General features: G+C 59.3%; 23 protein-coding genes and 4 tRNA genes. 24 read left to right on the top strand and 3 right to left on the bottom strand.

What is annotated here, in order from left to right; all coding sequences use genetic code 11:
* The first annotated feature begins 102 nt into the window (after positions 1 to 102).
* From ABIL25_05720 to ABIL25_05620, 21 genes are all read left to right on the top strand, one after another.
* Positions 103 to 175, top strand: a tRNA-Gly gene (locus ABIL25_05720).
* A gap of 79 nt (positions 176 to 254) precedes the next feature.
* Positions 255 to 326: transfer RNA gene (locus ABIL25_05715), tRNA-Cys, on the top strand.
* A 42-nt stretch (positions 327 to 368) separates the two neighbouring features.
* Positions 369 to 454: transfer RNA gene (locus ABIL25_05710), tRNA-Leu, on the top strand.
* A gap of 208 nt (positions 455 to 662) precedes the next feature.
* Positions 663 to 735: transfer RNA gene (locus tag ABIL25_05705), tRNA-Lys, on the top strand.
* A 320-nt stretch (positions 736 to 1,055) separates the two neighbouring features.
* On the top strand, positions 1,056 to 1,883 hold the full coding sequence (locus ABIL25_05700; protein ID MEO0081773.1) for a hypothetical protein: 828 nt from the start codon (positions 1,056 to 1,058) through the stop codon (positions 1,881 to 1,883).
* Positions 1,876 to 2,130, top strand: coding sequence for a hypothetical protein (locus tag ABIL25_05695; GenBank protein ID MEO0081772.1), 255 nt, complete (start codon positions 1,876 to 1,878; stop codon positions 2,128 to 2,130). The genes ABIL25_05700 and ABIL25_05695 overlap by 8 nt, the downstream gene beginning before the upstream one ends.
* A 202-nt stretch (positions 2,131 to 2,332) precedes the next feature.
* Positions 2,333 to 3,334: a MoxR family ATPase gene (locus ABIL25_05690; protein ID MEO0081771.1), complete on the top strand. Its 1,002-nt coding sequence runs from the start codon at positions 2,333 to 2,335 to the stop codon at positions 3,332 to 3,334.
* A gap of 109 nt (positions 3,335 to 3,443) precedes the next feature.
* Positions 3,444 to 4,382: a DUF58 domain-containing protein gene (locus tag ABIL25_05685; protein ID MEO0081770.1), complete on the top strand. Its 939-nt coding sequence runs from the start codon at positions 3,444 to 3,446 to the stop codon at positions 4,380 to 4,382.
* Between the two features lie 5 nt (positions 4,383 to 4,387).
* Positions 4,388 to 5,464 (top strand): hypothetical protein, encoded by a 1,077-nt coding sequence (locus ABIL25_05680; protein ID MEO0081769.1) that lies wholly within the window; start codon positions 4,388 to 4,390, stop codon positions 5,462 to 5,464.
* A complete protein-coding gene (locus ABIL25_05675) occupies positions 5,461 to 6,447 on the top strand; it encodes a VWA domain-containing protein (protein MEO0081768.1) in 987 nt (328 codons plus the stop codon). The genes ABIL25_05680 and ABIL25_05675 overlap by 4 nt, the downstream gene beginning before the upstream one ends.
* Positions 6,448 to 6,516: 69 nt before the next feature.
* Positions 6,517 to 7,581 carry a VWA domain-containing protein gene (locus ABIL25_05670; protein ID MEO0081767.1) on the top strand — a complete coding sequence of 355 codons (1,065 nt, stop codon included), beginning with the start codon at positions 6,517 to 6,519 and terminating at the stop codon, positions 7,579 to 7,581.
* The gene (locus ABIL25_05665; protein ID MEO0081766.1) at positions 7,578 to 8,207 is read left to right on the top strand and encodes a tetratricopeptide repeat protein; all 630 of its coding nucleotides are present in this window, start codon (positions 7,578 to 7,580) and stop codon (positions 8,205 to 8,207) included. Before ABIL25_05670 ends, ABIL25_05665 begins: the two co-directional genes overlap by 4 nt.
* The gene (locus ABIL25_05660; protein MEO0081765.1) at positions 8,207 to 10,024 is read left to right on the top strand and encodes a BatD family protein; all 1,818 of its coding nucleotides are present in this window, start codon (positions 8,207 to 8,209) and stop codon (positions 10,022 to 10,024) included. Before ABIL25_05665 ends, ABIL25_05660 begins: the two co-directional genes overlap by 1 nt.
* A 5-nt stretch (positions 10,025 to 10,029) precedes the next feature.
* Entirely contained in the window at positions 10,030 to 10,830 is an 801-nt protein-coding gene (locus ABIL25_05655; GenBank protein ID MEO0081764.1) for a tetratricopeptide repeat protein, read from the top strand.
* Between the two features lie 137 nt (positions 10,831 to 10,967).
* Complete coding sequence (locus tag ABIL25_05650) at positions 10,968 to 11,498, top strand: DUF2284 domain-containing protein (protein ID MEO0081763.1); 531 nt, start codon at positions 10,968 to 10,970, stop codon at positions 11,496 to 11,498.
* A gap of 67 nt (positions 11,499 to 11,565) precedes the next feature.
* Positions 11,566 to 12,006 carry a hypothetical protein gene (locus tag ABIL25_05645; protein MEO0081762.1) on the top strand — a complete coding sequence of 147 codons (441 nt, stop codon included), beginning with the start codon at positions 11,566 to 11,568 and terminating at the stop codon, positions 12,004 to 12,006.
* 31 nt (positions 12,007 to 12,037) lie between these two features.
* A complete protein-coding gene (locus ABIL25_05640) occupies positions 12,038 to 12,457 on the top strand; it encodes a hypothetical protein (GenBank protein MEO0081761.1) in 420 nt (139 codons plus the stop codon).
* A 40-nt stretch (positions 12,458 to 12,497) separates the two neighbouring features.
* Entirely contained in the window at positions 12,498 to 13,427 is a 930-nt protein-coding gene (locus ABIL25_05635) for an isoaspartyl peptidase/L-asparaginase (GenBank protein MEO0081760.1), read from the top strand.
* A gap of 104 nt (positions 13,428 to 13,531) precedes the next feature.
* Positions 13,532 to 15,559, top strand: coding sequence for an ATP-dependent helicase (locus ABIL25_05630; protein ID MEO0081759.1), 2,028 nt, complete (start codon positions 13,532 to 13,534; stop codon positions 15,557 to 15,559).
* Positions 15,560 to 15,578: 19 nt separating this feature from the next.
* Positions 15,579 to 16,499, top strand: a complete 921-nt coding sequence (locus ABIL25_05625) for a ribokinase (protein MEO0081758.1) — start codon at positions 15,579 to 15,581, stop codon at positions 16,497 to 16,499.
* A 3-nt stretch (positions 16,500 to 16,502) separates the two neighbouring features.
* Complete coding sequence (locus ABIL25_05620) at positions 16,503 to 17,204, top strand: transaldolase family protein (protein MEO0081757.1); 702 nt, start codon at positions 16,503 to 16,505, stop codon at positions 17,202 to 17,204.
* Positions 17,205 to 17,311: 107 nt separating this feature from the next.
* Here ABIL25_05620 and ABIL25_05615 read toward each other — a convergent pair whose 3' ends face one another.
* The 3 genes from ABIL25_05615 to ABIL25_05605 all read right to left on the bottom strand — a co-directional run bounded on the left by ABIL25_05615 (position 17,312) and on the right by ABIL25_05605 (position 19,268).
* Positions 17,312 to 18,106 carry a PrsW family glutamic-type intramembrane protease gene (locus tag ABIL25_05615; protein ID MEO0081756.1) on the bottom strand — a complete coding sequence of 265 codons (795 nt, stop codon included), beginning with the start codon at positions 18,104 to 18,106 and terminating at the stop codon, positions 17,312 to 17,314.
* A gap of 62 nt (positions 18,107 to 18,168) precedes the next feature.
* Positions 18,169 to 18,804: a hypothetical protein gene (locus ABIL25_05610; GenBank protein ID MEO0081755.1), complete on the bottom strand. Its 636-nt coding sequence runs from the start codon at positions 18,802 to 18,804 to the stop codon at positions 18,169 to 18,171.
* Between the two features lie 86 nt (positions 18,805 to 18,890).
* Positions 18,891 to 19,268, bottom strand: a complete 378-nt coding sequence (locus ABIL25_05605; protein ID MEO0081754.1) for a hypothetical protein — start codon at positions 19,266 to 19,268, stop codon at positions 18,891 to 18,893.
* 104 nt (positions 19,269 to 19,372) lie between these two features.
* On the opposite strand from ABIL25_05605, the gene ABIL25_05600 reads away from it, so the two are divergent.
* The 3 genes from ABIL25_05600 (at position 19,373) to ABIL25_05590 (ending at position 22,621) form a co-directional block, all read left to right on the top strand.
* Complete coding sequence (locus ABIL25_05600) at positions 19,373 to 19,765, top strand: hypothetical protein (GenBank protein MEO0081753.1); 393 nt, start codon at positions 19,373 to 19,375, stop codon at positions 19,763 to 19,765.
* A gap of 79 nt (positions 19,766 to 19,844) precedes the next feature.
* Positions 19,845 to 21,155, top strand: a complete 1,311-nt coding sequence (locus ABIL25_05595) for a right-handed parallel beta-helix repeat-containing protein (protein MEO0081752.1) — start codon at positions 19,845 to 19,847, stop codon at positions 21,153 to 21,155.
* A 1,073-nt stretch (positions 21,156 to 22,228) separates the two neighbouring features.
* Positions 22,229 to 22,621 carry a CRISPR-associated endonuclease Cas3'' gene (locus tag ABIL25_05590; protein ID MEO0081751.1) on the top strand — a complete coding sequence of 131 codons (393 nt, stop codon included), beginning with the start codon at positions 22,229 to 22,231 and terminating at the stop codon, positions 22,619 to 22,621.
* Positions 22,622 to 22,677 lie beyond the last annotated feature (56 nt).

The raw sequence follows: 22,677 nt of genomic DNA, 5'->3' as shown, positions 1-22,677 counted from the left end.
CTCTTTCAAGGTGAAGACACGGGTTCGACTCCCGTTGGGGCCGGTAAGGAAGGCGCTGGGCGCGGCTCGAGATCGTTCCGGCAGCGCGGTTTAGGTTTCGTTGCGGGAGTAGCTCAGTTGGTAGAGCACTACCTTGCCAAGGTAGGGGTCGCGGGTCCGAATCCCGTCTCCCGCTCTAGCGATATACGGCCAGTGGGTTACAACGGCCAACAGCCGGAGTTTTGAGGGTAGAGCGACACGGCTGTGAGCAGTCTGGCGGCGTAGCCAAGCAGTAAGGCAGCGGTCTGCAAAATCGCAATACTCGGGTGCAAATCCCGACGCCGCCTCTCTCAGCGAGCGCCGCTGCACCTACTATGGGATTATTCACCGCCGGGATGGCGGAACTGGCAGACGCAAGGGACTTAAAATCCCTTGGCCCGAATGGGCCGTGCCGGTTCAACTCCGGCTCCCGGCATCACCAGAGTTCAACATTGCGGCTGGTGGAAGTGGTGCTGCCAACTGGAAGACAACGGAATACCTGTTCCTGGGAGCTAACACCGGAAATCCGAGGCTGCCGCAGAAGACCAGGCTAGAACCAGAACAGAGTTACAGGGGCTGCAGGCTGCTCCTGCTCTCGCGTCGGACTTGTATCCGGTGTCAGTTTTCCGGTATACTTGCGGTGCGGGCCGTTAGCTCAGTAGGAAGAGCACCTGATTTTTAATCCGGTGGCCGCAGGTTCGAGTCCTGCACGGCCCATTGATGTCGAAGCAATCGGAGAGGACTCGATGCTCCGCCACGTCGCGAGCGAGTCCTGCACGGCCCATTGATGTCGAAGCAATCGGAGAGGACTCGACGCTCCGCCACGTCGCGAGCGAGTCCTGCACGGCCCACTGATGTCGAATCAATCGGAGAGGACTCGACGCTCCGCCACGTCGCGAGCGAGTCCTGCACGGCCCATTATGCTTGGTAGAGTCGAACCGTTGTCGAACAGCAGTGGTTTCGCCGGCGTGTCCGAGACGACCCGGATGGAGCGGCGGCCCAAAGGGGCTGACCGTCCGGCAGCCTAGGTTTGCTTGATGAACGACGAGACAAACGGCAGAACCGAACAAGACACAGCGCTGCTGCCGGTTTCAGTTCACGATGCACTTCGCGCCCTAGTTGCAGTCGAGTCCGGTGCCAACCGCGTGGCGATTATTGCCCAGGTTGACGCACTGATGGATGAGTGGGCCAGGGCGCTAGGTGAGCCGGGCCACGTTGCAATGACGGCGCTGGCCCGGTGTGAGAAAGGGCTACGGTTGCTGGCCCGTGACTTTCGCGAACGGACTCTGACCCGGCGTGATCGGCAACGGGCATGGAAGCACTATCACGCGGCCTGGGACGAAATTTACCGCCGCAAGGAGCAGGCATCAATTGCGGCCCGGAGTCATTTTCAAGTGCTGGCCGACGGTGTGCTGGAATGTCTGAAGACGCGTGGGCCGCGGGCGGCACTGGGCAAACTGAGAGATGCCCACCGGCAGCGGACCCGATTCCTTCTTTCCAAACAGCACGCCGAAGAAGTCGAACAGATATTCGCCACACTCCTGCGTCAAGTCAAGGAAGAAGGAATACGGCAGCATCCAGTCCGGCGCCGGCTGGACGAACGCCGACAGCGGGCCTGTGAGTTCCTCGCTCGGGTTGAACGTGCGGCAAACCGCATTGAGGCCCGGCTAGCCGAGAGCAGGCGCCGATGGGAAGTTGAAGACAACCCACTGCGCGCTGCGTTACTCAAACAGCAGATTGCCGACGACGAGAGTGAGCACGAGCGTATCCGGGAGAAGCTTGACCGGGTTCGCAAGGAAATCGAGCGGCTGGACCAGGCACTGAAGCGTTTTCAGCCGCTTGGTACTGGAGGGGGCAGTGGGTGAACGGTCAAAAGAAGCATTCCGGCGTGACGCCGAGCGGATGCGCCGAGTGCTCGAACTGGAACGCCGGGCTGAACCACGAATTCGCAAGCGAGGACCGGTGAGCTCTTGTCTACTATTCGTTATTGCCCTGATTGCTGTTGGCGTTATCGCATTCTATGCGCTGAAGCACTGGAGTCAGCTTCCGCACCTGTTCCGCCGCCCAGCCGGACCGGATACGTCGGAGGCTTCGCCGGATAACGGTTACTGACATAGGGAGTGGCCGGATAGGGAGTAGCCAGAAAACAAGAAGGCCGGATAGGGAGGAGGCGGACAACGCGGCGGTGTTGAAAATATGCACCAGCGAATAGTATCTATTAGTAACGGGCAGTATTGAACAGCGAGAATCTGGCAACTGGCGGCCTTGTTTCTGAGTCAATAATATAAGCCATTTTCACAAGGAGCTGATGCAGATGGAAGACATGCTAAGAGACGATATCAAGCGAGTGCACGAAGAGATTGAGCGCGAAAGTATTTTTGTCCAGGCAATCACCAATGAGGTCGGTAAGGTAATCGTTGGCCAGAAATACCTGATTGACCGGCTTTTGGTTGGGCTCTTGGCCAATGGCCACATTTTGATTGAGGGCGTGCCGGGATTGGCCAAGACTTACGCAGTGAAGACACTTGCGCGTTCGATCGCCACCAAGTTCGCCCGCATTCAGTTCACTCCGGACCTGTTGCCCGCAGATATCATAGGCACACAGGTATATGACCAGCGTACCGGCGAGTTCAATCCGCGCAAGGGGCCGGTGTTTGCGAATCTTGTGCTTGCAGACGAGATCAACCGCGCGCCGCCAAAGGTGCAGTCCGCGCTGCTTGAGGCGATGCAGGAGCGTCAGGTTACGATCGGCGAAGAAACTTTCAGGCTTGACGACCCGTTTCTTGTTCTGGCGACACAGAACCCGATCGAGCAGGAGGGCACCTATCCTTTGCCCGAGGCCCAGACCGACAGATTCCTCCTAAAGTTGCGCGTCGGGTACCCGTCCAAAGAGGAGGAGAAGCGGATAGTCGAGAGGATGACCGCAGGTAAGGAACCTGAGGCCCAGCCGGTTGTCCAGCCCGCAGCGATAGTCCGGGCACGGGAGTTGACAAGCCGAATCTATGTGGACGACAAGCTTAAGGACTATATTCTGAACATTGTCTTCGCCACCAGGTTTCCCAAGGATCATGGTTTAGCCGATTTGGAGCCGCTGATTCGTTACGGCGCTTCGCCGCGCGCTTCGATTTATCTTGTGACTGCGGCCCGGGCAATGGCTTTTCTGCGACGCCGCGGGTTTGTGATACCTGAGGATATCAAAGAGCTGGCGATGGATGTGCTGCGGCATCGTGTGATTCTGTCCTATGAGGCCGAGGCTCAGGAGTTGTCCACCGACGATATAGTGCGTCGGGTGCTGGAGCGGGTAGAGGTGCCATAGTCCTGACGGGTGACGTCAGCGACTAGGCCCGCAGTATGGAGCAACCAGAACAGCAGAGCCAAGCCTGTGCCACCCTTGTTCTCGAAGGGGAAATGGTGAGAAGCAGCTTATGGCGGTAGTCGGCAAGAGGAAATCTGACACCGGGCCGCTGTCCAAGGTTCGGGAAGTTGAGATTCGGACAAAGCGGCTGGTGAATACCTTGTTTTCCGGAGACTACAAGTCGTCGTTCAAGGGCCGGGGTATCGAGTTTCTCGATCTGCGTGAATACCTGCCCGGGGACGATGTCCGCACGATTGACTGGAATGTTACGGCACGTTACGGGCTGTCCCGTGGGGCCAATTACCATCCGTTTGTCAAGAAGTATGCCGAGGAGCGCGAACTTACCGTGATGCTTGTGGTTGACGCTTCTGGATCAAGCCGATTCGGCACGAGAAATGTACTCAAGCTGGAGCAGTCAGCCCAGATTGCGGCAACACTTGCGTTTTCGGCCATCCGGAACAACGACAAAGTTGGGCTTATCTTTTTTACCAACGAGGTTGAACGGTACGTGCCGGCGAGGAAGGGCCGGTCGCACGTTCTGCGGCTGATTCGGGACATACTGTATTTCGAACCCAAGGGCAGGGGAACCGACCCGGTCAAGGCGCTTGAGTTTCTGATGAATGTTATCAAGCGCCGAGCGATAGTGTTTCTTATCTCCGACTTCATTGGTGAGAAGTTCCGGCCAGCAGTGTTCAAGACGCCGCTTGGAATTGCCAGCCGCAGACACGATGTTGTGACCGTATCAGTCACCGACCCGGCTGAGGAGAGCCTACCCAGACTTGGACTGGTCTCGGTCGAGGACGCTGAGACAGGTGCCCTGGCCCTGATTGATACCCGTGACCCGGACCTGCGCCGGGCGTTTGAGCGGCACCAGCAGGCACGCCGCGAGGAGATAGTCCGGATGTTTCGGCAACTGGGCGTGGACCACATACCGGTGAGGACGAGTGAGGACTTCACCCCGAGGCTGCACAAGTTCTTTCAGGAGCGCGCCAGGCGGTATCGAGGATGAGGCAGTTGGCCGGAAAGGGAGTAGCCAAAGGGCCGGAAAGCCGGAGGGCCGGAGGTCCGGATAGCCGGATAGCCATAATCACCGTCATCATCGTTCTGCAGGCCGCCTTCGCCGCGGTTACTGATTCGCTGGTCTCCGATACGCTTGCCCGTGACAGCGCTGAACATGCGATGCTTCACATCGTGGAGCAGGGGCCGGTAACGGTTACGGCCCGGGTCAAGCCGCGTCCTAGTGCCCGGCCGCTCACGGTTGGTGACAGGTTCAAGGTCGAGGTCGTGGTGCGTCGGCACCGGAACCTCAAAGTCTCCGGACTGTTTCCGGATACTCTGGCAGCGTTTCTCGTGCTTGATGATAAGCCGGTCACGCGCTATCAGGGTGATACCGTCATTGACATTCACGAGCTGGAGATGGCCGCTTTTGCACCGGGCAAGCTTACTCTGCCGCGATTCCTTATCAGTTTTGCTGATTCGGGCGAGGTGCGGGCTGTGCGCAGCGAGAGCCTGGGCATAGAAGTAAAGAGCGTCCTACATGGCAAGATGGAGGATATAAACGACCTAAAGCCGCAGATACAGTTTCCCAATCTACTGCCATTGTGGATTTTCCTCGGGGTCCTGGCAGCGGCAGGGCTGGGATATGCTGGCTGGCGACTGCGCCGGATCCTTGTCAGGCGGAAGTTATGGGCCAAGCCCTTACCCGAGCCGTGGGAAGAAGCAATAAGCGCACTGGAAAAGATTCCGGTCAGAGACTGGTTGTCGGCCGGGCATGTCAAGCGGTATTACTATGCCGTGTCGGAGATTCTCAAGCGCTACCTGACGCGCCGCTTCGGATTCCCGGCCATAGACCAGACGACAAGCGAGATTGTACTGGAGCTGAAAAAGGGAAAGGTATCCCTGCGTGAAGAGTTCGCCAGCTTCTTTCGGCGAGCGGATATGGTGAAATATGCCAAGCTGGTGCCGGAGATGGTGGAGATGGAAGCACTGATTCCAACGGCGCGGGACCTTGTTCAGCGGACCATGCCGCAGCCGGAGACCGGTCAGCCCGCTCCGACAACTCAGCAAAACCCTACGGGAAGTTCATCATGACCTTTGCCCATCCCTGGTTTTTCCTGCTGCTACTACTGGTACCGGTGCTGGCCTGGTGGATGCTGGCCAAGCGGCCAGGGGCACTTATTTACAGCGACATTTCATTCCTGAGCAGTGCACCAAATCGGGGCCGCTGGCTTAGGCTGATACCGGTAGCACTCTACTCGCTGGCACTGGTTGGCATCATTACTGCACTGGCCCGACCGCAGAAAGGCCGGCAATTTCAGGACGTAGAAACAAGGGGCATAGATATAATGCTGTGTCTGGACATATCTGGCTCGATGCAGGCCGAAGACTTCTCGCCCAAGAACCGGCTGGCGGTGGCCAAAGAAAGGGCCAAGGAATTCATCGCCAAACGGACCGGGGATAGAATCGGACTTGTGGTGTTCTCAGCCACAAGCCTGACCCAATGTCCGCTCACGCTTGACCGAAAAATACTGGGAGATTTGATTGACCGGGTAGACTTCGGGATGCTCGAGGACGGAACCGCAATCGGTATGGGCCTTGGTTCGGCGGTCGCGCGACTCAAGGACTCCAAGGCCAAGGAGCGTGTTATCATACTGCTCACCGACGGCGTGAATAACACCGGCGACATTGACCCGATTACCGCAGCCCAGACTGCGGCCAGCTTTGGCATCAAGGTATATACCATCGGAGTAGGGTCCAAGGGTGAAGTGCCTTTCCCGGTGCAGTACCAGGTGTTCGGCCGCGTCGTGACGCGCTACCAGCGGGTAAAGATTGACCTGGATACCGAGACACTCCAGAAGATAGCAGACATCACCGGTGGCAGGTTCTTTCTGGCAACCGATGCGGCCGGACTCGGACTCATCTACGATGAGATTAACCGGATGGAACCCACCACATTCAAGGTGAAGCAGTACACAGTGCACGACGAGAAGGCTGGGTTGCCGCTGCTGTTTTCGGTCATCTGCTTTGTGCTCGGAGCGATGGTTACCGGCGTGGTATTACGGAGGCTTCCTTGAGGCGAACAGGTAGAATCTGGCCAGCCAGAAAACCTTTCCGACTAGCTCTGACATCAACCGGAGGCAGAATTGGTAAAGTGGTCTGAGCCGACTTACCTCTGGCTGCTCCTGCTTGTTCCGGTTGCGGCAGCGGGTGCCATTGTCTCGGTCGCGCTCAAGCGTCGGCAACTGGCGCGCTCAATTGACGTACAGCTTGTTCCAGTATTAGCGGCCAGTGCATCCAGTGGGTTTGCCTTACTGGCGCAACTCCTGCTCGTTGGTTCATTTGCGTTCCTGCTGCTGGCCGCGGCCCGGCCCAAATGGGGCGAGAAGCTCCAGTTGTACAAGGGCCGGGGGATTGACGTGATTATTGCCCTTGACGCTTCCAAGTCAATGTTAGCCGAGGACGTCAAACCCAATCGTTTGGCAAGAGCCAAGGCCGAGCTGTCGTCGCTGATAGACGGACTTTCGGGAAATGCAGTGGCAATCACCGCCTTTGCCGGTGACTGCTATGTGATGTGTCCACTGACTACGGACCTGGATGCAGCCAAGATGTTTCTGGACATAATTGAGCCGGATGCGATGCCGGTTCCAGGGACGGACTTCGGCCGGGCAATTGATGTGTCTTCATCCCTTTTCAATCCGCAGGAAAAGAACTACAAGGCGCTGATATTGGTGACCGACGGCGAAGACCTGGGTAAGAACACCGCCCAGGCCATCCAGCGCGCAGCCGAGGCCGGGGTGAGAATATTTCCAGTGGCATTTGCCACTCCTGAAGGAGCGCCAATTCCGGAATATGACGAACGCGGCAACCTGCGTTCCTATAAGAAGGACAAGGACGGCTCAACCGTGCTGTCGCGGATGAATGAGCGCCAGCTTATTCTGATGGCCCGGGCAACCGAGGGCCGTTTCCTTCGAGTCGAGGGATTCTCCGGTGAAAGGCTGCTGGCTGAACTGGATGCGATGCGGAAGAAGGAAATCGGCGGCGGCAGTTATGCCGAATATGTTGAACGATACCAGACATTTCTTATCATCGCCCTGGTGTTGCTCATTGCTGGGCTTGGTCTGTCCGATCGCCGAGGAAGGTGGTGGCCGGACCTGAGGGTCAAGATAAAGACCGGACATCCGGCACCTGGCGTCGGAGAGCGAAAATGACCAAGACAGCAACGATGCGAATCTTTATCATTGTCGCCCTGGGTATGACCGTGGCATCAGCCGACGTCGGTGCGCTGATGCGAAAGGGAAACGGGCTCTATGCGCGGCAGAAGTACGAAGAAGCGGTAGAGGCATACCAGCAGGCCGAGGTGTTGGAGCCGGACGCAACCGCAATTCACTATAACCTCGGTAACGCACTGTACCGGCTTGGCAAATATCAGGACGCAGTATCCGAGCTTGAACTGGCCCTTACCGATAAGAAGCCCCAGCGTCGGGCAAATGCAATGTACAACATCGGCAACACAATGTTCCGGGCCGGCCAGCTGGATGCGGCAATAAGGTCGTACATTGCGGCCCTGGTAATGAATCCGGCGGATCGGCAGGCAAAGGAGAACCTGGAGTTTTGCCTGAAGAAGAAGCAAGAGCAGCGGCAGCAACCAGATTCGTCAAAACAGGACCGGCAGCAGAGTCAGCAGCATCAGCAGCAGCCTCAGCCCCAGCCACAGATGAGCCAAGACCAGGCGGAGCGGGTTGTTCAGGCGGTGGAGAATAAGGAGAAGGATCAGCAGCAGGAGCAGCAGAAGCAACTCGCACGCCAGCGGCGACAGGTGGAGAAAGATTGGTGATGAGGTACTTTCCGGTCCGGTATGCATGGATGGTTTTGTTGGCCCTGTTCCTGTCGGCCGCAGGCGCGGAGCTGAACTTTTCCGCTGACGTGGACCGTACTACGGTCGGTCTGGGCGAAGAGCTCCAGCTCACCGTTACGGTGCGGGGGACAAACATCGGCAGCATACCAAGGCCGCAACTGCCGGAGCTTTCCGACTTCAACAACCTTGGCAGCACATCGTCTCAGTCAACAAACATCTCTTTTGTCAACGGCAGGATGACCCAGGAGCAGACAGTCAGTTTTATCTACTTCCTGTCGCCTAAGAAAGTCGGCAGTCTTTCTATTGGCCCGTGCAAGCTGGAATATAAGGGAGAAACCTACCAGACTCAGCCGATAAGCATCACCGTGACCAAGGAAAGTCAGGCGCCGCCTGCACGTCAAGGGCAGCAACCGCAGCGACCATTCGACCCGTTTGACTGGGACCCGTTTGCACCGCCGCAACGTCAGCCGCGTACCACCGGCCGGATTCAGGACGACATCCACATTGTGGCAGCTGCGGACCGCACCGTTGTCTATCAGGGCGAGCAGGTAACAGTTAGCTTTTCACTCTATACGCGTCGGCAAATCTCCGACCTCAGACTGACCGAGGTGCCGAGCTTCAACGGATTCTGGGTTGAGAATCTGTATGATGCGAAACAGCTTCAGTACCGTACGCGCGAGTACGGCGGCCGGCAGTATGACGCTGCTCTGCTCAAGAAGGTCGCACTGTTTCCGACCCAGTCAGGCGAGCTGCGCATCAGCCCGATGAAGATCGCCGGCCAAGCAATTTCGTCCGGCGGGTTTTTCTTCCAGTCCGCGGAGCCGTTCGAGATTTCATCTGGTGCGATAACCGTCACGGTCAAGCCATTACCCGAGCAGGGCAAGCCGGCGAGCTTCACCGGCGGTGTGGGCCGGTTTGAGGTGACGGCAAAGCTGTCTGCGGACAGCTCGGTTGGTGGCGAGCCGCTGAACCTGAGCGTGAGGATTTCAGGCACGGGCAATCTGAGACTGATTGGTCCGCCCAAGCTGCCCGCGATAACTGGCGTGCGGGTGCTGAATCCGGAAACAAAGGACAAAACTTCAGACGAGGGGGGAGGCCTGTCCGGCTCAAGGGAGTTCGTCTTTCCCCTGATGCCGCAGGTGGATGGGAAGCATTCGATACCATCGCTTGAGCTGGGTTTCTTCGATCCCAAGGCCGGTACCTACTACACCCGCAGCACGCCGGCACTCGAGTTTGTCGCCCGGGGCGCGGTGCCAACCGCGGGCGTGGTGGAAACAGGAAGCGGAATGAGAGTCCTGGGTTCGGATATCAGGCACATCAAGCCGTGCCTGAGACCCGGGTCCGGAGGCTGGAGCACGGCGCCGGAGTGGTGGATATGGCTTTTCTACCCGATGGGCATTGTGGTGCTTACACTTGGCGTCGTGCTTGGCCGGCATCAGCGTAGGCTTGAGCAGGACCGCGGCTACGCACGACGGACCCGCTCTGGTAAACTGGTGAAGAAACGTCTGGCCCAAGCACGAGGGCTGCTCGAACAGGGCGACGAACGCGGCTTCTATGCGGCTCTCTCTCAGGCGGTTGTTGGCTACGTTGGCGACCGATTCAATATCGAATCCCAGGGGATGACAAACGAGGAACTCACGGTAGAACTTACCCGTCAAGGAGTGAGCCCGACGGGAGTTACCGAACTGCTGGATATCGTAAAGAACTGTGATGCGGCGAGGTTCTCTCCCGGAATGGTATCATGTTCGGGCCGGGAAATGCTGGAGCGGGCGGTAAGAACGCTGGAGGCGTTGTAAGACAAATGGCGGCCGAACTCAAGCACCGGGCAATCCAGTTGTGGCACACCGGCGTTTTGATGGTGGGGTTCTGGTTTGTTACTCCCTGCCTTGTGCCAGCCTATGCCGCCACCACCGCCGACTTGTTCCAGGCGGCGAATCAGGCATACGAGGCCGGCGATTTCGGCCGGGCACTTGTTTACTACGACAGCGCGGCAATGTTTGTGCGCAATGCCAATCTGTACTACAACCGGGGCAATGCACATTTCAAACTGGGGGCAATCGGCCGGGCAATCGCCGACTACAATCGTGCCTACATTCTCGCTCCAACCGATGTTGATATCCGCCAGAATCTTGAGTTCGGTCGCGCCTACCGTCCAGACAAGACACTTGTGATTCCTAATCCGGTGTTACGGTTCTTGACCGCCCTGCTGCGCCTGGTTGACCTGGCGACAGTCAAGCTTGCCAACGGCGTTCTTTTCTTCCTGACGCTACTCTGCCTTGGGCTTGTTTTTTTCGGCGGGCCGGTTCAGCGCAGGCCGCTGGTCGTGATTGCTGCTGTGCTGGCCGCGTTCTGGCTCTACACTGGTGCATCGTGGTTGAGCTGGGCGGCTGAGGTAAGCCCGGCCAAGGCGGTGGTCGTTGTGCCCGAACTTACACTTCGCTCCGGCCCGGGCGAGGAGTACAAGGAGATGGTCATAGTCCACGACGGGCTTGAGGTGTTGGTCAGGTCCCGGCGTGGCAAGTATGTTCTGGTGCAAGCGCCGGGTGGCGAGGGCGGTTGGGCCGAGTCGTCGGCGTTTGAACAGATATTCCCTGCCCGCTAGCCCGACACCGCCGGCCGCAGCCCAGGATGCAGAAATGCGCCGGCCAGGACAGGCAAGAACCGGGGATATGCTGTCTGTCACAACCGGAGCAGTAACCTGTTTTTGACAGCACAGCCGGGTGTTCTATACTGAGACAAGTGGCATCACCGGCGAAGTTTCAAAAGTATGTGAAGCTGGCCCTGGCCGGCGGCGCGGACGTGGCCAAGGTTATTCCGGCCCGGCTGGTCAGGACCGGAGAATGGGTCAGGCTCAAGTGCCAATTTGGTTGTTCCGGGTACAACAAGCGGCTGTGCTGTCCGCCGTATTCGCCTACGCCGGAGACGACGCGCAAGATGCTGGCCGAATATCGGTGGGCCGTTATCTTTGCCTACAAAGGAAACGAAGACCGCGCGGCGCGACGTAAGATGCAGCGATTTCTGGCCGGACTGGAGCGTATTGCGTTCCTGGACGGTTACTACAAGGCGTTTGCTCTTGGTGCCGGGCCGTGCCGGTTCTGTCGGGTCTGCGACACGACAAGGCGGTGCCGATTTCCTGAATACGCCCGGCCCGCAATGGAGGCAGCCGGGATTGATGTTTATGCGACATGCCGGAACGCCGGAATCAAGCTCGAAGTCGCCACCGACCGTAACCAGATACCGAGATACGTCAGTCTCCTGCTGCTAGACTAGCAACGATGCAAGATAGGAATTGGCCCGCCGGCCCGGAGATGATGACCGCATACGATATGGAGGATGTATGAAGAGACAAAAGCCTGTCAGCCCGTGCCTGGCGGCGCTCCTTGGGGCGGTGTTGCTGGCCCTGCCTTGTTGTTTCAACCGGGCGGTGCTGGTGCCGGTTGAGGAGGCCGAGGATACGGTCGAGGATTTCATGGAGGCAATGATGGACGACGATGAGGAGGACATGAAGGACCTCATATCGCCGGCCTGGCTTGCTAAGCACAAGCTCGATATCGAGGATTACAACGTCAATGCTTATACGCCCGAGGAGTACGAAATCATCGGGCCGGATGGTAAAGACATCAAGGTCCGGCTCGTTTTCGGGTCTGGCGCAACGCGCTTCCTGTGGTTTCGGGTCGTGAACGAAGACGACGATTACTATATCGTGCCCGGTTCTTATGACGATGAGTTGATTCATCCCTGGCAGAAGACCGAGGAGGGGCCGGAACAGGGCGACTGAGATGATACAGAGAGTAGTGGGTCAGAAGACCATGAAGGTCGCGAAGCGGACAAGTCGCGCTGCCGTGATAACCGGAATCGTGCTCGCGCTGGCGATTGCGACCGGATGCGGAGCCGGGCCGAGTAAGTCGGAGAAGACGGTACGACGGTTTGTCAGCGCGATGATGAGGGATGATCAGGCGACACTCCGGTCAATGATTTCGCCGTCATGGCTTCGGGCTGCCGGGATCAACGTTGAAGAGTATGTGGTGAACGCATTGTCCCCGGTTTCCTGTGAGGTAGAGTCGGTGCGCGGGCCGGAGGTCACGGTGAAACTTAGACATCTGGCAGGCGCAACGCGGCTGGTTCTCCGTGTTACCGATGAGGAGGGCCAGAGCTACATCGAGCCGGGCGGGATCGGTTCCCGGGGCTGGATTGAGCCCTGGGTGAGAATGGAGCGATTGGACGAGTAGCGGCCGATAGCGCCGGTTTGTCAGGAAGGGGCTAGCTGTGATGATGCTGCTGACCAACTATGAGGGCCGCCCTGGAGTTGGCCTGGCCCGGGCCGTGCTTGAAAAGGGCGGTCCGGCGCTCGACGCGGTTGAGGCCGGCATAAGGGCGGCTGAGGAAGACGAAAGCGTGCGTTCAGTTGGCCGGGGCGGGACACCAGACATTCTTGGCCGGATGCAGAGCGATGCGGCGATAATGGACGGTGATACGCTTGGCGCGGGCGCGGTCGGCGCACTGTCCGGGTTTCTGCACGCGATAACGGTGGCGCGCAGGGTGATGGAGAAACTGCCCCACGTAATGCTTGTTGGCGACGGTGCGGCGCGATTTGCCCGCGAGGTCAGGGCCGAGCCGGCCGAGCTGTTGACCGCAAAGGCAAGAAGCGCGTACGAGGCGTGGATGGAGAAGTATGTTCCGGTCGAAGTCAGAGCAGCGATTGACCAGGCCTCCCTGGCCGAGTACGCATGGACTGCAGGCCGGACCCTGCGTAACAAGGGCACGGTTGTGTTGCTGGCCCGTGACGTGCGGGGCAGTATTGCCGCGGGCGCGAGTACTTCGGGCTGGGCAAACCGGTATCCGGGCCGGCTCGGCGATTCTCCAATCATTGGCGCCGGAATCTATGCGGACTCGCGGTTCGGCGCGTGCGGATGCACACACGTTGGCGAGATGGCGATAAGGGCCGGAACCGCGCGTTCGGTTGTCCTGTACATGAAGACCGGAATGTCGGTTCAGGAGGCGTGCCAGGAGGCGCTGCGCGACATCGGTGACCTGCGTGGCGGGTTTCTGGGGCCGCTTGTCGTCCACGCAATTGATGTCTATGGCAATCCGTGTGTGCTGGCGAACGAGGACGTAGGTGAGGATATGGACTACTTCTACTGGCGTGAGGACATGGCTGAGCCCGAGCGGCGCCGGGCTCTGGTAATTCGGCCGGACTGACTCCAGATGAGCACGGGTGGCAAGACATCAATGTCCGTTCGCACCAACCGCGTAGCGGCCAGCAACGACGGATGACAGCGCCGGTGCGAGCACAGGAGGTCGAGGTGCCGGAGGGGTGGACAAAGGCGCTGAATCGTCAGCAGCTCAAGGCCGTGACCCATGGTGATGGCCCGCTGCTTATCATTGCCGGTGCGGGCACGGGCAAGACCCGGACCCTGGCTTACCGGGTGGCATGGCTAATCCGCCAGGGCGTGCCGGCAGAGCGAATCCTGCTGCTCACCTTCACGCGCCGGGCCGCACAGGAAATGCTTTCCCGGGCGCATGCGCTGTGCCGCCAGTCAACCCGGAAAGTGTGGGGCGGCACGTTTCATGCGGTCGCGAACCGGCTGCTGCGCAGCTTCGGCCGTGCAGTCGGACTTTCACCGTCGTTCACGGTCGTAGACGAAGGTGACGCCGCAGACCTTCTTGGTGTGATACGGACCGAGCTCGGTTACACCTCGAAGGAGAAGCGCTTTCCGCGCAAGGCGACAATCCGGGACATATACTCGCGGATGGTGAACGCACAGGAACCGCTGTCCCGGGTATTGGAGAAAGAATACCCCTGGTGCGTCGAGGCCGAGAAAGGCCTGGCCGAGGTCTTTACCCGATACACTGTCCGAAAGCAGGAACGGGAAATACTTGACTACGACGACCTGCTGCTTTACTGGAAAGCGCTGCTTGACTGCGAGCCGGCACGGCGGCAGGTGGCCGGACTGTTTGACCATGTACTCGTGGACGAGTATCAGGACACAAACATCATCCAGGCCGAGATTCTTGAATGTCTGCGTCGCGACAACAGGAACATCACCGTGGTCGGCGACGATGCCCAGTCAATCTACGCATTCCGGGGCGCAACGGTCAGGAATATCCTTACGTTCCCGGAGCGATTTCCGAACACAACGATTGTGACCCTGGAGGAGAACTACCGTTCGGTTCAGCCGATTCTCGACGTAGCCAATGCGGTGATGGAGTCGGCGCGGTTTCGCTATACTAAGAATCTGTGGTCGGAGCAAGCCAGTTCGCATCGGCCGATACTTGTCACCTGCCAGGACGAGGCCGAGCAGACCCAGATGGTGGCCGACGACGTGCTGAAGCACCTTGAGGAAGGCATTTCCCTGCGCGAGCAGGCGGTCCTTTTCCGGGCCGGGCACCATTCCGACATGCTTGAAGTCGAGCTCGCTCGGCGCAACATTCCGTTCCACAAGTACGGCGGGCTGCGCTTTGTCGAATCGGCGCACGTCAAGGACTTGCTTGCACTGTTGCGGATTGTTGAGAACCCGCGGGACGAAATGAGCTGGTTTCGGGCCTTGGAGATGCTCGACGGCGTCGGACCAAAGACGGCGCGCGGAGTTTTTGCCCACCTTGAGCAGAACCAATACAACATTTCAAGCCTTGATGGCTTCCCGGTTCCGGTCGCAGCGCAGGAAAGGTTCGCCGAGATGCTCGCCGCGCTGCGAGCGGTCGCGGCCGGCGGCAAGATGCCGGTTGCGGTTCAGGTTGAGATACTGCGCCGATACTACGAACCGCTTCTGGAGCGGCTATATGACAATCCAGTACCGCGGGCCCGGGACCTTGAGCAACTGGAGCAGATCGCCCAGCGGTACCGCAGCCGCCGGAGCTTTATCACCGACCTGGCGCTTGACCCGCCGGACTCGACCGCGGACCTGGCCGGGCCGCCGTACAAGGACGAGGATTTCCTAGTGCTTTCCACGATGCATTCAGCCAAGGGCTGCGAATGGAAGGTGGTGTATATCATCCACGCTGCCGACGGAATGATTCCATCGGACATGGCAACCGAGGACGAAGACTCAATCGAAGAGGAACGCAGGTTGTTCTACGTCGCAATTACCCGGGCCCGGGAGTGGCTGTATGTATTCTTTCCGCTGCGCTACTATCATGCCCGGTTTCGGCTCGGTGACCGTCACCTGTACGCGCAGCTTACCAGGTTCCTGCCGGCCGAGGTGACAAGGCTGTTCGAGCATCGGACAGTGCGCTACGGCCTGGAGGAAACGGTCGAAGAGCCGGACATCGTTGTCCCCCTGGGAAACGAAATCAGGCGCCGACTCAAAGAGCTGTGGAAGGGAACGGATTGAGGGGAAAGGGGCACAGGGAGTGAAGGGCGCAAGGCCGAAAATTGCCGTTGTCGGCAGTATGGTAATGGACCTTGTGTTCCGGGTCGCACGCCGGCCCCAAGAAGGCGAGACGATGCCGGCTGATAGTTTCGGCATGTTCCTTGGCGGCAAAGGCTTCAATCAGGCAGTGGCCTGCCGAAGACTCGGTGCCGAGGTGACAATCGTTGGTCGGGTCGGCCAGGACGTATTCGGCGACATGTTTCTTGCGAAGCTGCGCGAAGAAGGAATGGCAACGAAGTACGTAAAACAGGATCGAGCGGTTGGTACCGGCGTTGCCGCGCCGGTAGTATTTCCGTCCGGCCAAAACTCGATTATTGCTGCACCGCGTGCGAATGTGCACCTGGCACCTGAGGACGTTGATGCGGCCGCCAGCGAAATCGAACCGGCCGATATGCTCATGCTCCAGTACGAAGTCAACCCGGCGGCGTCGCGGCGGGCCGCAGAAATTGCCCGCAGTAGCGGTGTTCCGATTCTGCTTGACCCGGCACCGGCGCATGCCGCACAGACCGGAGATGACTACTTTCAGGCCGATTACCTTGTTCCGAACGAAATCGAGGCGACGATGATTGCTGGTGACGGCAAACCGACGCAGTGGGTCAGGACACTGTTACCGGGCCGCAAGGCACTGGTGGTCTCGCTGGGTGAAAAGGGCGCACTACTGGCTGACCAGCAGGGAATAAGCACGTTTGCCGGTTTTCGGGTTGACGTTGTTGATACGACCGGAGCTGGCGATGCGTTTCGCGCCGGGCTCGCGGTAATGCTTGCCCAAGGCCGAAGCATTGACCAGGCGGTGCGGTTTGCAAATGCCTGCGGTGCCCTGGCCTGCACCGTGCTCGGTGCCGAGCCGTCAATGCCGACGCTGCAGGCGGTTGAAAGTTTCCTGGCTGAGAAGGGAGCGTGAAAAATGGGACTGTGGTTAGACAGCGCTGACATTGAAGAAGTAAAGACCGCAGCCGGGCTTGGGTTTCTGGCCGGAGTTACGACCAACCCGAGCATCATGGCCAGAGTCAAGGCAAGGCCCGAAGACGTGATTGCGCAGATATGCGAAATTGTCCGCGGGCCGGTCTGTTACCAGGTAACAGGCGAGACAGTCGCCGAACGGGAAGCAGAAGCGCGTACCTTTCACGCCATCTGCCCGGACAAAGTCGTGCTCAAGATTCCGGCCACGACCGAGAACATTGGTCTTATTGCCCGACTCGGGCCGGGGATACCGTGTGCGCTGACTGCGGTCTATTCCGGTGCGCAGACACTTGCGGCCTGCGCCGCGGGTGCGCGGTACGTGATTCCATACTTCAACCGGGCTTCACGGCTGCTTGGCAACGGAGCTGAACTGGTGGCCGAAATGGCGGCAGTTATCGAAAGCTGCCAGGCCGACACGCAGATTCTTGCGGCCAGCATAAAGTCAACCGAAGAAGCGGTCGTGGCGACCCTGGCCGGTGCCGACCACCTGACCATGCCTTTAGAAGTATTCTTGGCTTTGGGCAATCACCATCTGTCCGACCAGGCGATAGCAGACTTTGCCGCGGACTGGTCGCGGTCCCAGAACCGAAGTAGAACAAACCACAGAGACACAGGGAACACGGAGTCAAGGAGAAGGGAGATTTGAAGCACCACCTATCGGGTGCGCGACATCGTTCCGTTTTTTCTCTCTTCCTCCTCTGTGTCTCCGTGGTTCTATATCGGCTTTCGGGTTGCGGCGGGGATAGCGGTCGGCTAACCGCCGTCCTGGGCTGAATCCTTGTCTTCTGAAGGCTGTGCCTTGGATTCTGGCGGGCTGGACCGGGGCGGGACACCGAGACGTGTAAGCGCCGCGAGCACCGGCCTGGTGTGCGCGGATTTTGCAGCCTGACCGCGGGTCGCGCGAAAGAATATTACCCAGGAAAGCGCGGCAAACACCGGCAGCATAAGCAGCAATAACGGCCGCAAGTGGAGCGCAAACACCATGAAGTCATAGACCGCGTGGGCAAGAACTGCGAGCGCAAGCCCCAACACCTGGAGGCCGATTGTCTGCCACCGACCGGCTGCGAACTTTGCCTCGCCCAAGAAATAGCCGGCAAGCACACCGCAGAAAGCATGGCTTGGTACGGCCAACAGCGCGCGCAGCACGGCCGCACCCTGGCCGGCATTGAATACGTAGAGCACATTCTCGACCGAGGCAAAACCGAGTGCGGCCGCAACCGAGTACATGATGCCGTCGTACGGCTCGTCGAATTCCCGGCGGTTCCAGGCATAGAGTCGCACGACTGCGAACTTCGCACCCTCCTCGACTAGGCCGACGACAAACAGGGCGGCAAGGAAAAGCTGGAGCAGGTTGTTCGACTTCGAAGACAGCCCGGTCAGGCGCTCCAGGGCAAGCGAAGTCGCGGCCGAGGGAAGAAGCGAGCCCGCGCCCAAAAGGAACGTGGCGGCGAGCGGAAACAAGGGCTCCCGGTGTCGGTCGCGCGCGTAGAAGAAAAGAAACAGCGCGGCGATTGGGGCCAGCGCCAGCACGAGCAGGGATACGATCACCGTCGGATATGCCGGGTCAGCAGGATCATCCGGGGTCCGTCACCAGTCACCTGTCCGTGCGGCTACGCAATCGGCGTCAGCAGGTAAGAAGGTCGGTTGGTCGGCTGGTGCCGACGCAGCAGCGCAACCCGGAAGGAAATCGGGCCGGAGTACTTGAGCTCGAAACGGAGCCTTCCGGCGCGCAGACCGTAGGTCCCCTCATCAATGATATAGGGCCGGGTCGCAGGTGGTGCGGCCTGGGCCGCGGGATGAAGACGCCGCGGCCGGATGAACCCGGCGTACAGCCGTGTGCGGGGAACCTCGCCGACATCGCGCACAATGACCGGCCAGCGGTTCTCCAAGAACAGCGGTACGCTGTTTGTCCGCAGGGTGAGACACGACGGTCGCAGCTCGAGCAGCACCATACCCATTGCCGGCCGGGAACGGGAATATACCTGGACCGTAGCCTCACCGCAGAGCCGGGCAACGCGGTCCAGACGCAGGCTGTCGGCCGGCGTACGGCCGGTCTTGGGAAACAGCCGGCGCAATACGTCGGCAATCCGGTCGACGTCGAGTTGTTCGGTCAGGCGACGAACGAGCGCTGACCGGGAACCCGCCCGGGAAATCTGGACCCGGGTGCGGGCCGCGAGCTGACGAAGCTCGGCAGTGCTCAGATTGGCCAGAAGGGTCTGCGCCGGCTCAAGCCGCACTCCCGTCATGGGCTGAGTATATGTTGGGGGTGAGCGTGGTCAAGCCAGCTTGGTTCGAGAAGCTCGCAAGCGTGTCCGGCCGCAGGGACCCGGGTTCAGCGCCAATGAAATGCCGGTTTGAGAACCCGGAGCCGGATGAGGACCACAACCGCAACGGTGTAGAGTACGGAGAACAGAATCGTTTTCACCAGTTCACGGCGTCGGGCTTCGGCCCTGCCGGCCTTTACCAGACCCTCGGCACCGCGCGACAAGAGCACAAGACCGATAACGTTTGTGGCCCAGTATCCGATAACCATCGCCGGCAGAAACAGCCGCCGCGAAACAAGACTCAACAGGCTGGCAAACCCGTAAGCGAGCGGCAGGTTCACAAAAGCGTCGTTCCACCACGACAACGGCGACAGAATGTAGCCGATGATGAACACAACTCCGCCGCGCAGCCGTGGCCGGACTTGTGTGCGCCAGAAATCCGACATTGATTCTACGTTACCAGTTGACCGCGTCCGGTCAAGGACAGGCTGACCGGGTTTGACAGCCGGGCCAAACCGGAGTAGAACATAACCTTGACGGAGGAAAGAGTATGAGAAAGACACTCCTTGTGCTCGGGATCGCTAGCGCGATTGGCGCGCTGGTTACGACTGGCTGCTCAAACAAGTACGTCCAGAACACGCTCAAGGCGGTTGGTGAAGAAGCCGCCTATGCTGCGATCAAGTCCGCGCTCGTTTCGGCTGGGGTAAAAAGTGCCGACCATATGGTTGATGCGGTTAGACTAGTTGCGGACAAACAGGACTACGGCGGCGCTGCGGCCGCGTTTGCGATTGCACTCGAAGAACACAACGTTGCCGCGGCGAACAAGCTTACCTCAAGCCAGGTGGTTGCTGCAATGCGGCTGGCCGAACCGGCAGTGCGCAAATCGAGCCCCAAAGTTGCGAATGCACTTGTCGGGTTCTGCGACTATGTTGGAACTCATTGAGAGCCGACTAGGACGTGCCTGACAACAACTCACCGGTCGGCGGGATGAAGTTGGAGGAGAAACAGAAAAGGAGGAAGCAATGCAGAAGACCGTGATTCTCCTTGTGGCCGCGGCGAGCCTTGCCGCGGCGCGCATCATCTACGTGCCGGACAGCGTGAGCACGGTCCAGGCCGGCATCATGCAGGCCGCGGACGGCGACACGGTACTCTTGGCGCCCGGTACCTACACCGAGACAGTGAACCTACTGGGTAAGCGCATAACACTTGGCAGCCAGTTCATCCTGACCGGCGACACTTCGGCAATCAGGGCCACGGCCATTGACGCCAACCGTGTCGGCACGGTGGTAAAATGCTGCTCGACCGAGAATACAACCACCAACATCATCGGCCTGACCCTGCGGAACGGGTACGACACCAACGGCAGCGGAATATTCTGCCGTGGCGGCTCGCCGACAATCCGGTACAACATCATCGAAGACAACCAGACCGAGGCAGACGGTGCCGGCATCATGGTGACGAACGAGGCCGCACCAATAATCGAGTACAACATCATTCGCCGGAATACGACTCCTGCCTGGGGTGGCGGCATCTACATTTTCGACGGTTCGTCGCCCCTGGTGCGGCGAAACGTCATCTACAACAATGGCAGCCTGGCACAGGTACCGCTCCGCTCAAGCAAGCCGGCGTTCGTTGCCGGCCGGCTGGTTGGCCGGGATGAACCAATTTACCAGCTTGCTACTGCTGGTGGTGGAATCCTCGTGACCAACTACCAAGGACTTGTGACTCGGCCGGTGATACATCACAACACCATTTACGGCAACAGGGTTGACCTCAACGGCGGCGGCGTATTCTCGAACCGGGCTGAGCCGGACATCCGCAACAACATCATGACTTCGAACCACGGTTATGGCGTCTATGCGATGGGCACGGCTGTGGTTTGTCCTTACAACGACGTCTGGAACAATACAACCGACTACGGCGGCACCGCCTCGGCCGGCCCCGGCGCAATATCAGCCGATCCGCTGTTCGTGGATTCAGCCGGCCGCGATTTCCACATCCTGCCCGGTTCACCCTGCATTGACGCTGGTGACCCGTCGCTGCCCAAAGACCCGGACAGCACGCGGGCTGACATCGGTGCATTCTGGTGCTTGGCTGGCGGTATTGTCGCACCCGGAAGCGAAACGCCCAAGCCGCGGCTGCGCGTGTGTCCGAACCCGTTTACCGGAGGAACAACGGTCAGACCGGAAGGACTCGTTCTAATCCGCGATGCAGCCGGCCGGCTGGTCGAGACAAGCAACACCGGCCGTTTTGGGATGAAACTTGCGCCGGGCGTGTACTTTGTCGAAATGTCCGGTTATGACCGGGCCAGAGTGGTCAAGCTGACCCGCTGACAAGGTCTGTAAGTCAGCCAGCCCGACCAGGGATATTCAGGACCACACTGGATTCTCCAGCGGTCTTCTGCCTAAGCCATCACATCCTCGAAGTCTTGGTCCTGCTGCATATCGCCTCATAGTAGCTAGGGCCTGATCCAACGCGGAGTGGTTCGGCAAAGACTCGGATATAGAGACCGCCAACAAACCTGACAAATGTACGGTCAACCACACAGCACAACGCCAGAAAACCTGCTCTCCGAACCGCCCTAGTTGCCCTTCCGGACATCAGGCCGCCCGTTGTCGGCAATGACCCGCGAAAACGCCCCGGGTTGGTAGCCTGGCAAACGGCCCGGACAGATACCACCTCCTGAACGGCCCCTGGGCAGGTGACTCACCGTGGTCAGGGCGGCCTGTCTGGGGCCAGGCAAGGAAGGCCGTAGGGCCTTGCCCTACTTCTGAAAACTGGGAACAACGGGTTAGCAAAAAACCGGCGCACGGTTGGTCACGGCGCAACGAAGAATCTCGCCGCCCTGCCACCGATTCAGATGGAGACTACCATTTCCGCTTGCAGCGGAGGGTTCTCCTGAGGCCCCGGCGGCTCGGGTACTATTCGGCCTATACCGGGTTTGCAAGGCGCTGGTTCGCAATAAGTTAGCTAGCGGCCTTCTCGTCCGCTCCCTAGGCTGTGCACCGGGCTGTGCGGACGTCACTGGGGGAGCGGCTACCCCAGGGCATCTTCAAGGCTCGGTTCGACCACTTTGCCCCTGACCTCTAACTTGTGCGGCTACGGCTCCGGTAGCGCCCTGTCTCGCCGTTTCTGTAACACCGAAGGCAACCGCTTCTGTCACCCCTCCGGTTACGCAAACGGTAACCCTGGGCGATACCGGCTCTGTTACCGCTCCGGACACGCAGGCGGTAGCGCAAGTTGTTATAGCTTCGCCCCTTGGCCCTTGGACCGAAGTCCGGCCCGGTACTCGCCGCAATCATCCCTGCGAAGTCTGAGGCGACCGTGCCGACTGCCGGCTTGACAGTCGCCCCTGACGCATTACTATACGCCGAAGCAATCGAGGCCAGCTTGGAAGGACTACAAAATGCACGGCACAACTTGGCGATTTCTGGCGCATAGCCCAAGTAACGACGGCAGCAGAACTGACGAACTTGTTGACCACCTACAGTCAGTGGCCGAACGCGCGGCCGAGTTTGCGGAGTCATTCGAGGGAAAAGAAGAAGCTTACCTGGCCGGGCTACTGCATGACTTTGGCAAGTACGGCGAGCTGTTTCAGCAACGTCTGCGAGGGGAAGCAGAGCACATTGACCACTGGTCAGCCGGTGCTTGGCTGGCATTACAAAGATACAAGGCAAAAGGATTGGCTGTCGCGCTTGCCGTACAAGGGCATCATATCGGGCTACAGAAGGCCAGTAGAGATTCGGGCCGGCCAAGGCACATCGTGACCCCCTGCCTGACGCTTGCGCGTTTCATATGATACCCGTAGCGCCAGCAACTCGTCAAGGTCGAGCGCAGGCAACAGGAGAACACCCT

The sequence above is a fragment of the candidate division WOR-3 bacterium genome, assembly GCA_039801365.1.
Classification (GTDB): domain Bacteria; phylum Hydrothermota; class Tepidihabitantia; order Tepidihabitantales; family Tepidihabitantaceae; genus JBDRUN01.
This window is presented reverse-complemented; position numbering and strand designations above follow the sequence as displayed.

What these genes read in the sequence shown, in the direction of transcription:
- ABIL25_05700 (MEO0081773.1), top strand. Translation starts at nt 1,056, where the DNA reads ATGAACGACGAGACAAACGGCAGAACCGAACAAGACACAGCGCTGCTG.
- ABIL25_05690 (MEO0081771.1), top strand. Translation starts at nt 2,333, where the DNA reads ATGGAAGACATGCTAAGAGACGATATCAAGCGAGTGCACGAAGAGATT.
- ABIL25_05685 (MEO0081770.1), top strand. Translation starts at nt 3,444, where the DNA reads ATGGCGGTAGTCGGCAAGAGGAAATCTGACACCGGGCCGCTGTCCAAG.
- ABIL25_05675 (MEO0081768.1), top strand. Translation starts at nt 5,461, where the DNA reads ATGACCTTTGCCCATCCCTGGTTTTTCCTGCTGCTACTACTGGTACCG.
- ABIL25_05665 (MEO0081766.1), top strand. Translation starts at nt 7,578, where the DNA reads ATGACCAAGACAGCAACGATGCGAATCTTTATCATTGTCGCCCTGGGT.
- ABIL25_05660 (MEO0081765.1), top strand. Translation starts at nt 8,207, where the DNA reads ATGAGGTACTTTCCGGTCCGGTATGCATGGATGGTTTTGTTGGCCCTG.
- ABIL25_05655 (MEO0081764.1), top strand. Translation starts at nt 10,030, where the DNA reads ATGGCGGCCGAACTCAAGCACCGGGCAATCCAGTTGTGGCACACCGGC.
- ABIL25_05645 (MEO0081762.1), top strand. Translation starts at nt 11,566, where the DNA reads ATGAAGAGACAAAAGCCTGTCAGCCCGTGCCTGGCGGCGCTCCTTGGG.
- ABIL25_05640 (MEO0081761.1), top strand. Translation starts at nt 12,038, where the DNA reads ATGAAGGTCGCGAAGCGGACAAGTCGCGCTGCCGTGATAACCGGAATC.
- ABIL25_05635 (MEO0081760.1), top strand. Translation starts at nt 12,498, where the DNA reads ATGATGCTGCTGACCAACTATGAGGGCCGCCCTGGAGTTGGCCTGGCC.
- ABIL25_05620 (MEO0081757.1), top strand. Translation starts at nt 16,503, where the DNA reads ATGGGACTGTGGTTAGACAGCGCTGACATTGAAGAAGTAAAGACCGCA.
- ABIL25_05610 (MEO0081755.1), bottom strand. Translation starts at nt 18,804, where the DNA reads ATGACGGGAGTGCGGCTTGAGCCGGCGCAGACCCTTCTGGCCAATCTG.
- ABIL25_05605 (MEO0081754.1), bottom strand. Translation starts at nt 19,268, where the DNA reads ATGTCGGATTTCTGGCGCACACAAGTCCGGCCACGGCTGCGCGGCGGA.
- ABIL25_05600 (MEO0081753.1), top strand. Translation starts at nt 19,373, where the DNA reads ATGAGAAAGACACTCCTTGTGCTCGGGATCGCTAGCGCGATTGGCGCG.
- ABIL25_05595 (MEO0081752.1), top strand. Translation starts at nt 19,845, where the DNA reads ATGCAGAAGACCGTGATTCTCCTTGTGGCCGCGGCGAGCCTTGCCGCG.
- ABIL25_05590 (MEO0081751.1), top strand. Translation starts at nt 22,229, where the DNA reads ATGCACGGCACAACTTGGCGATTTCTGGCGCATAGCCCAAGTAACGAC.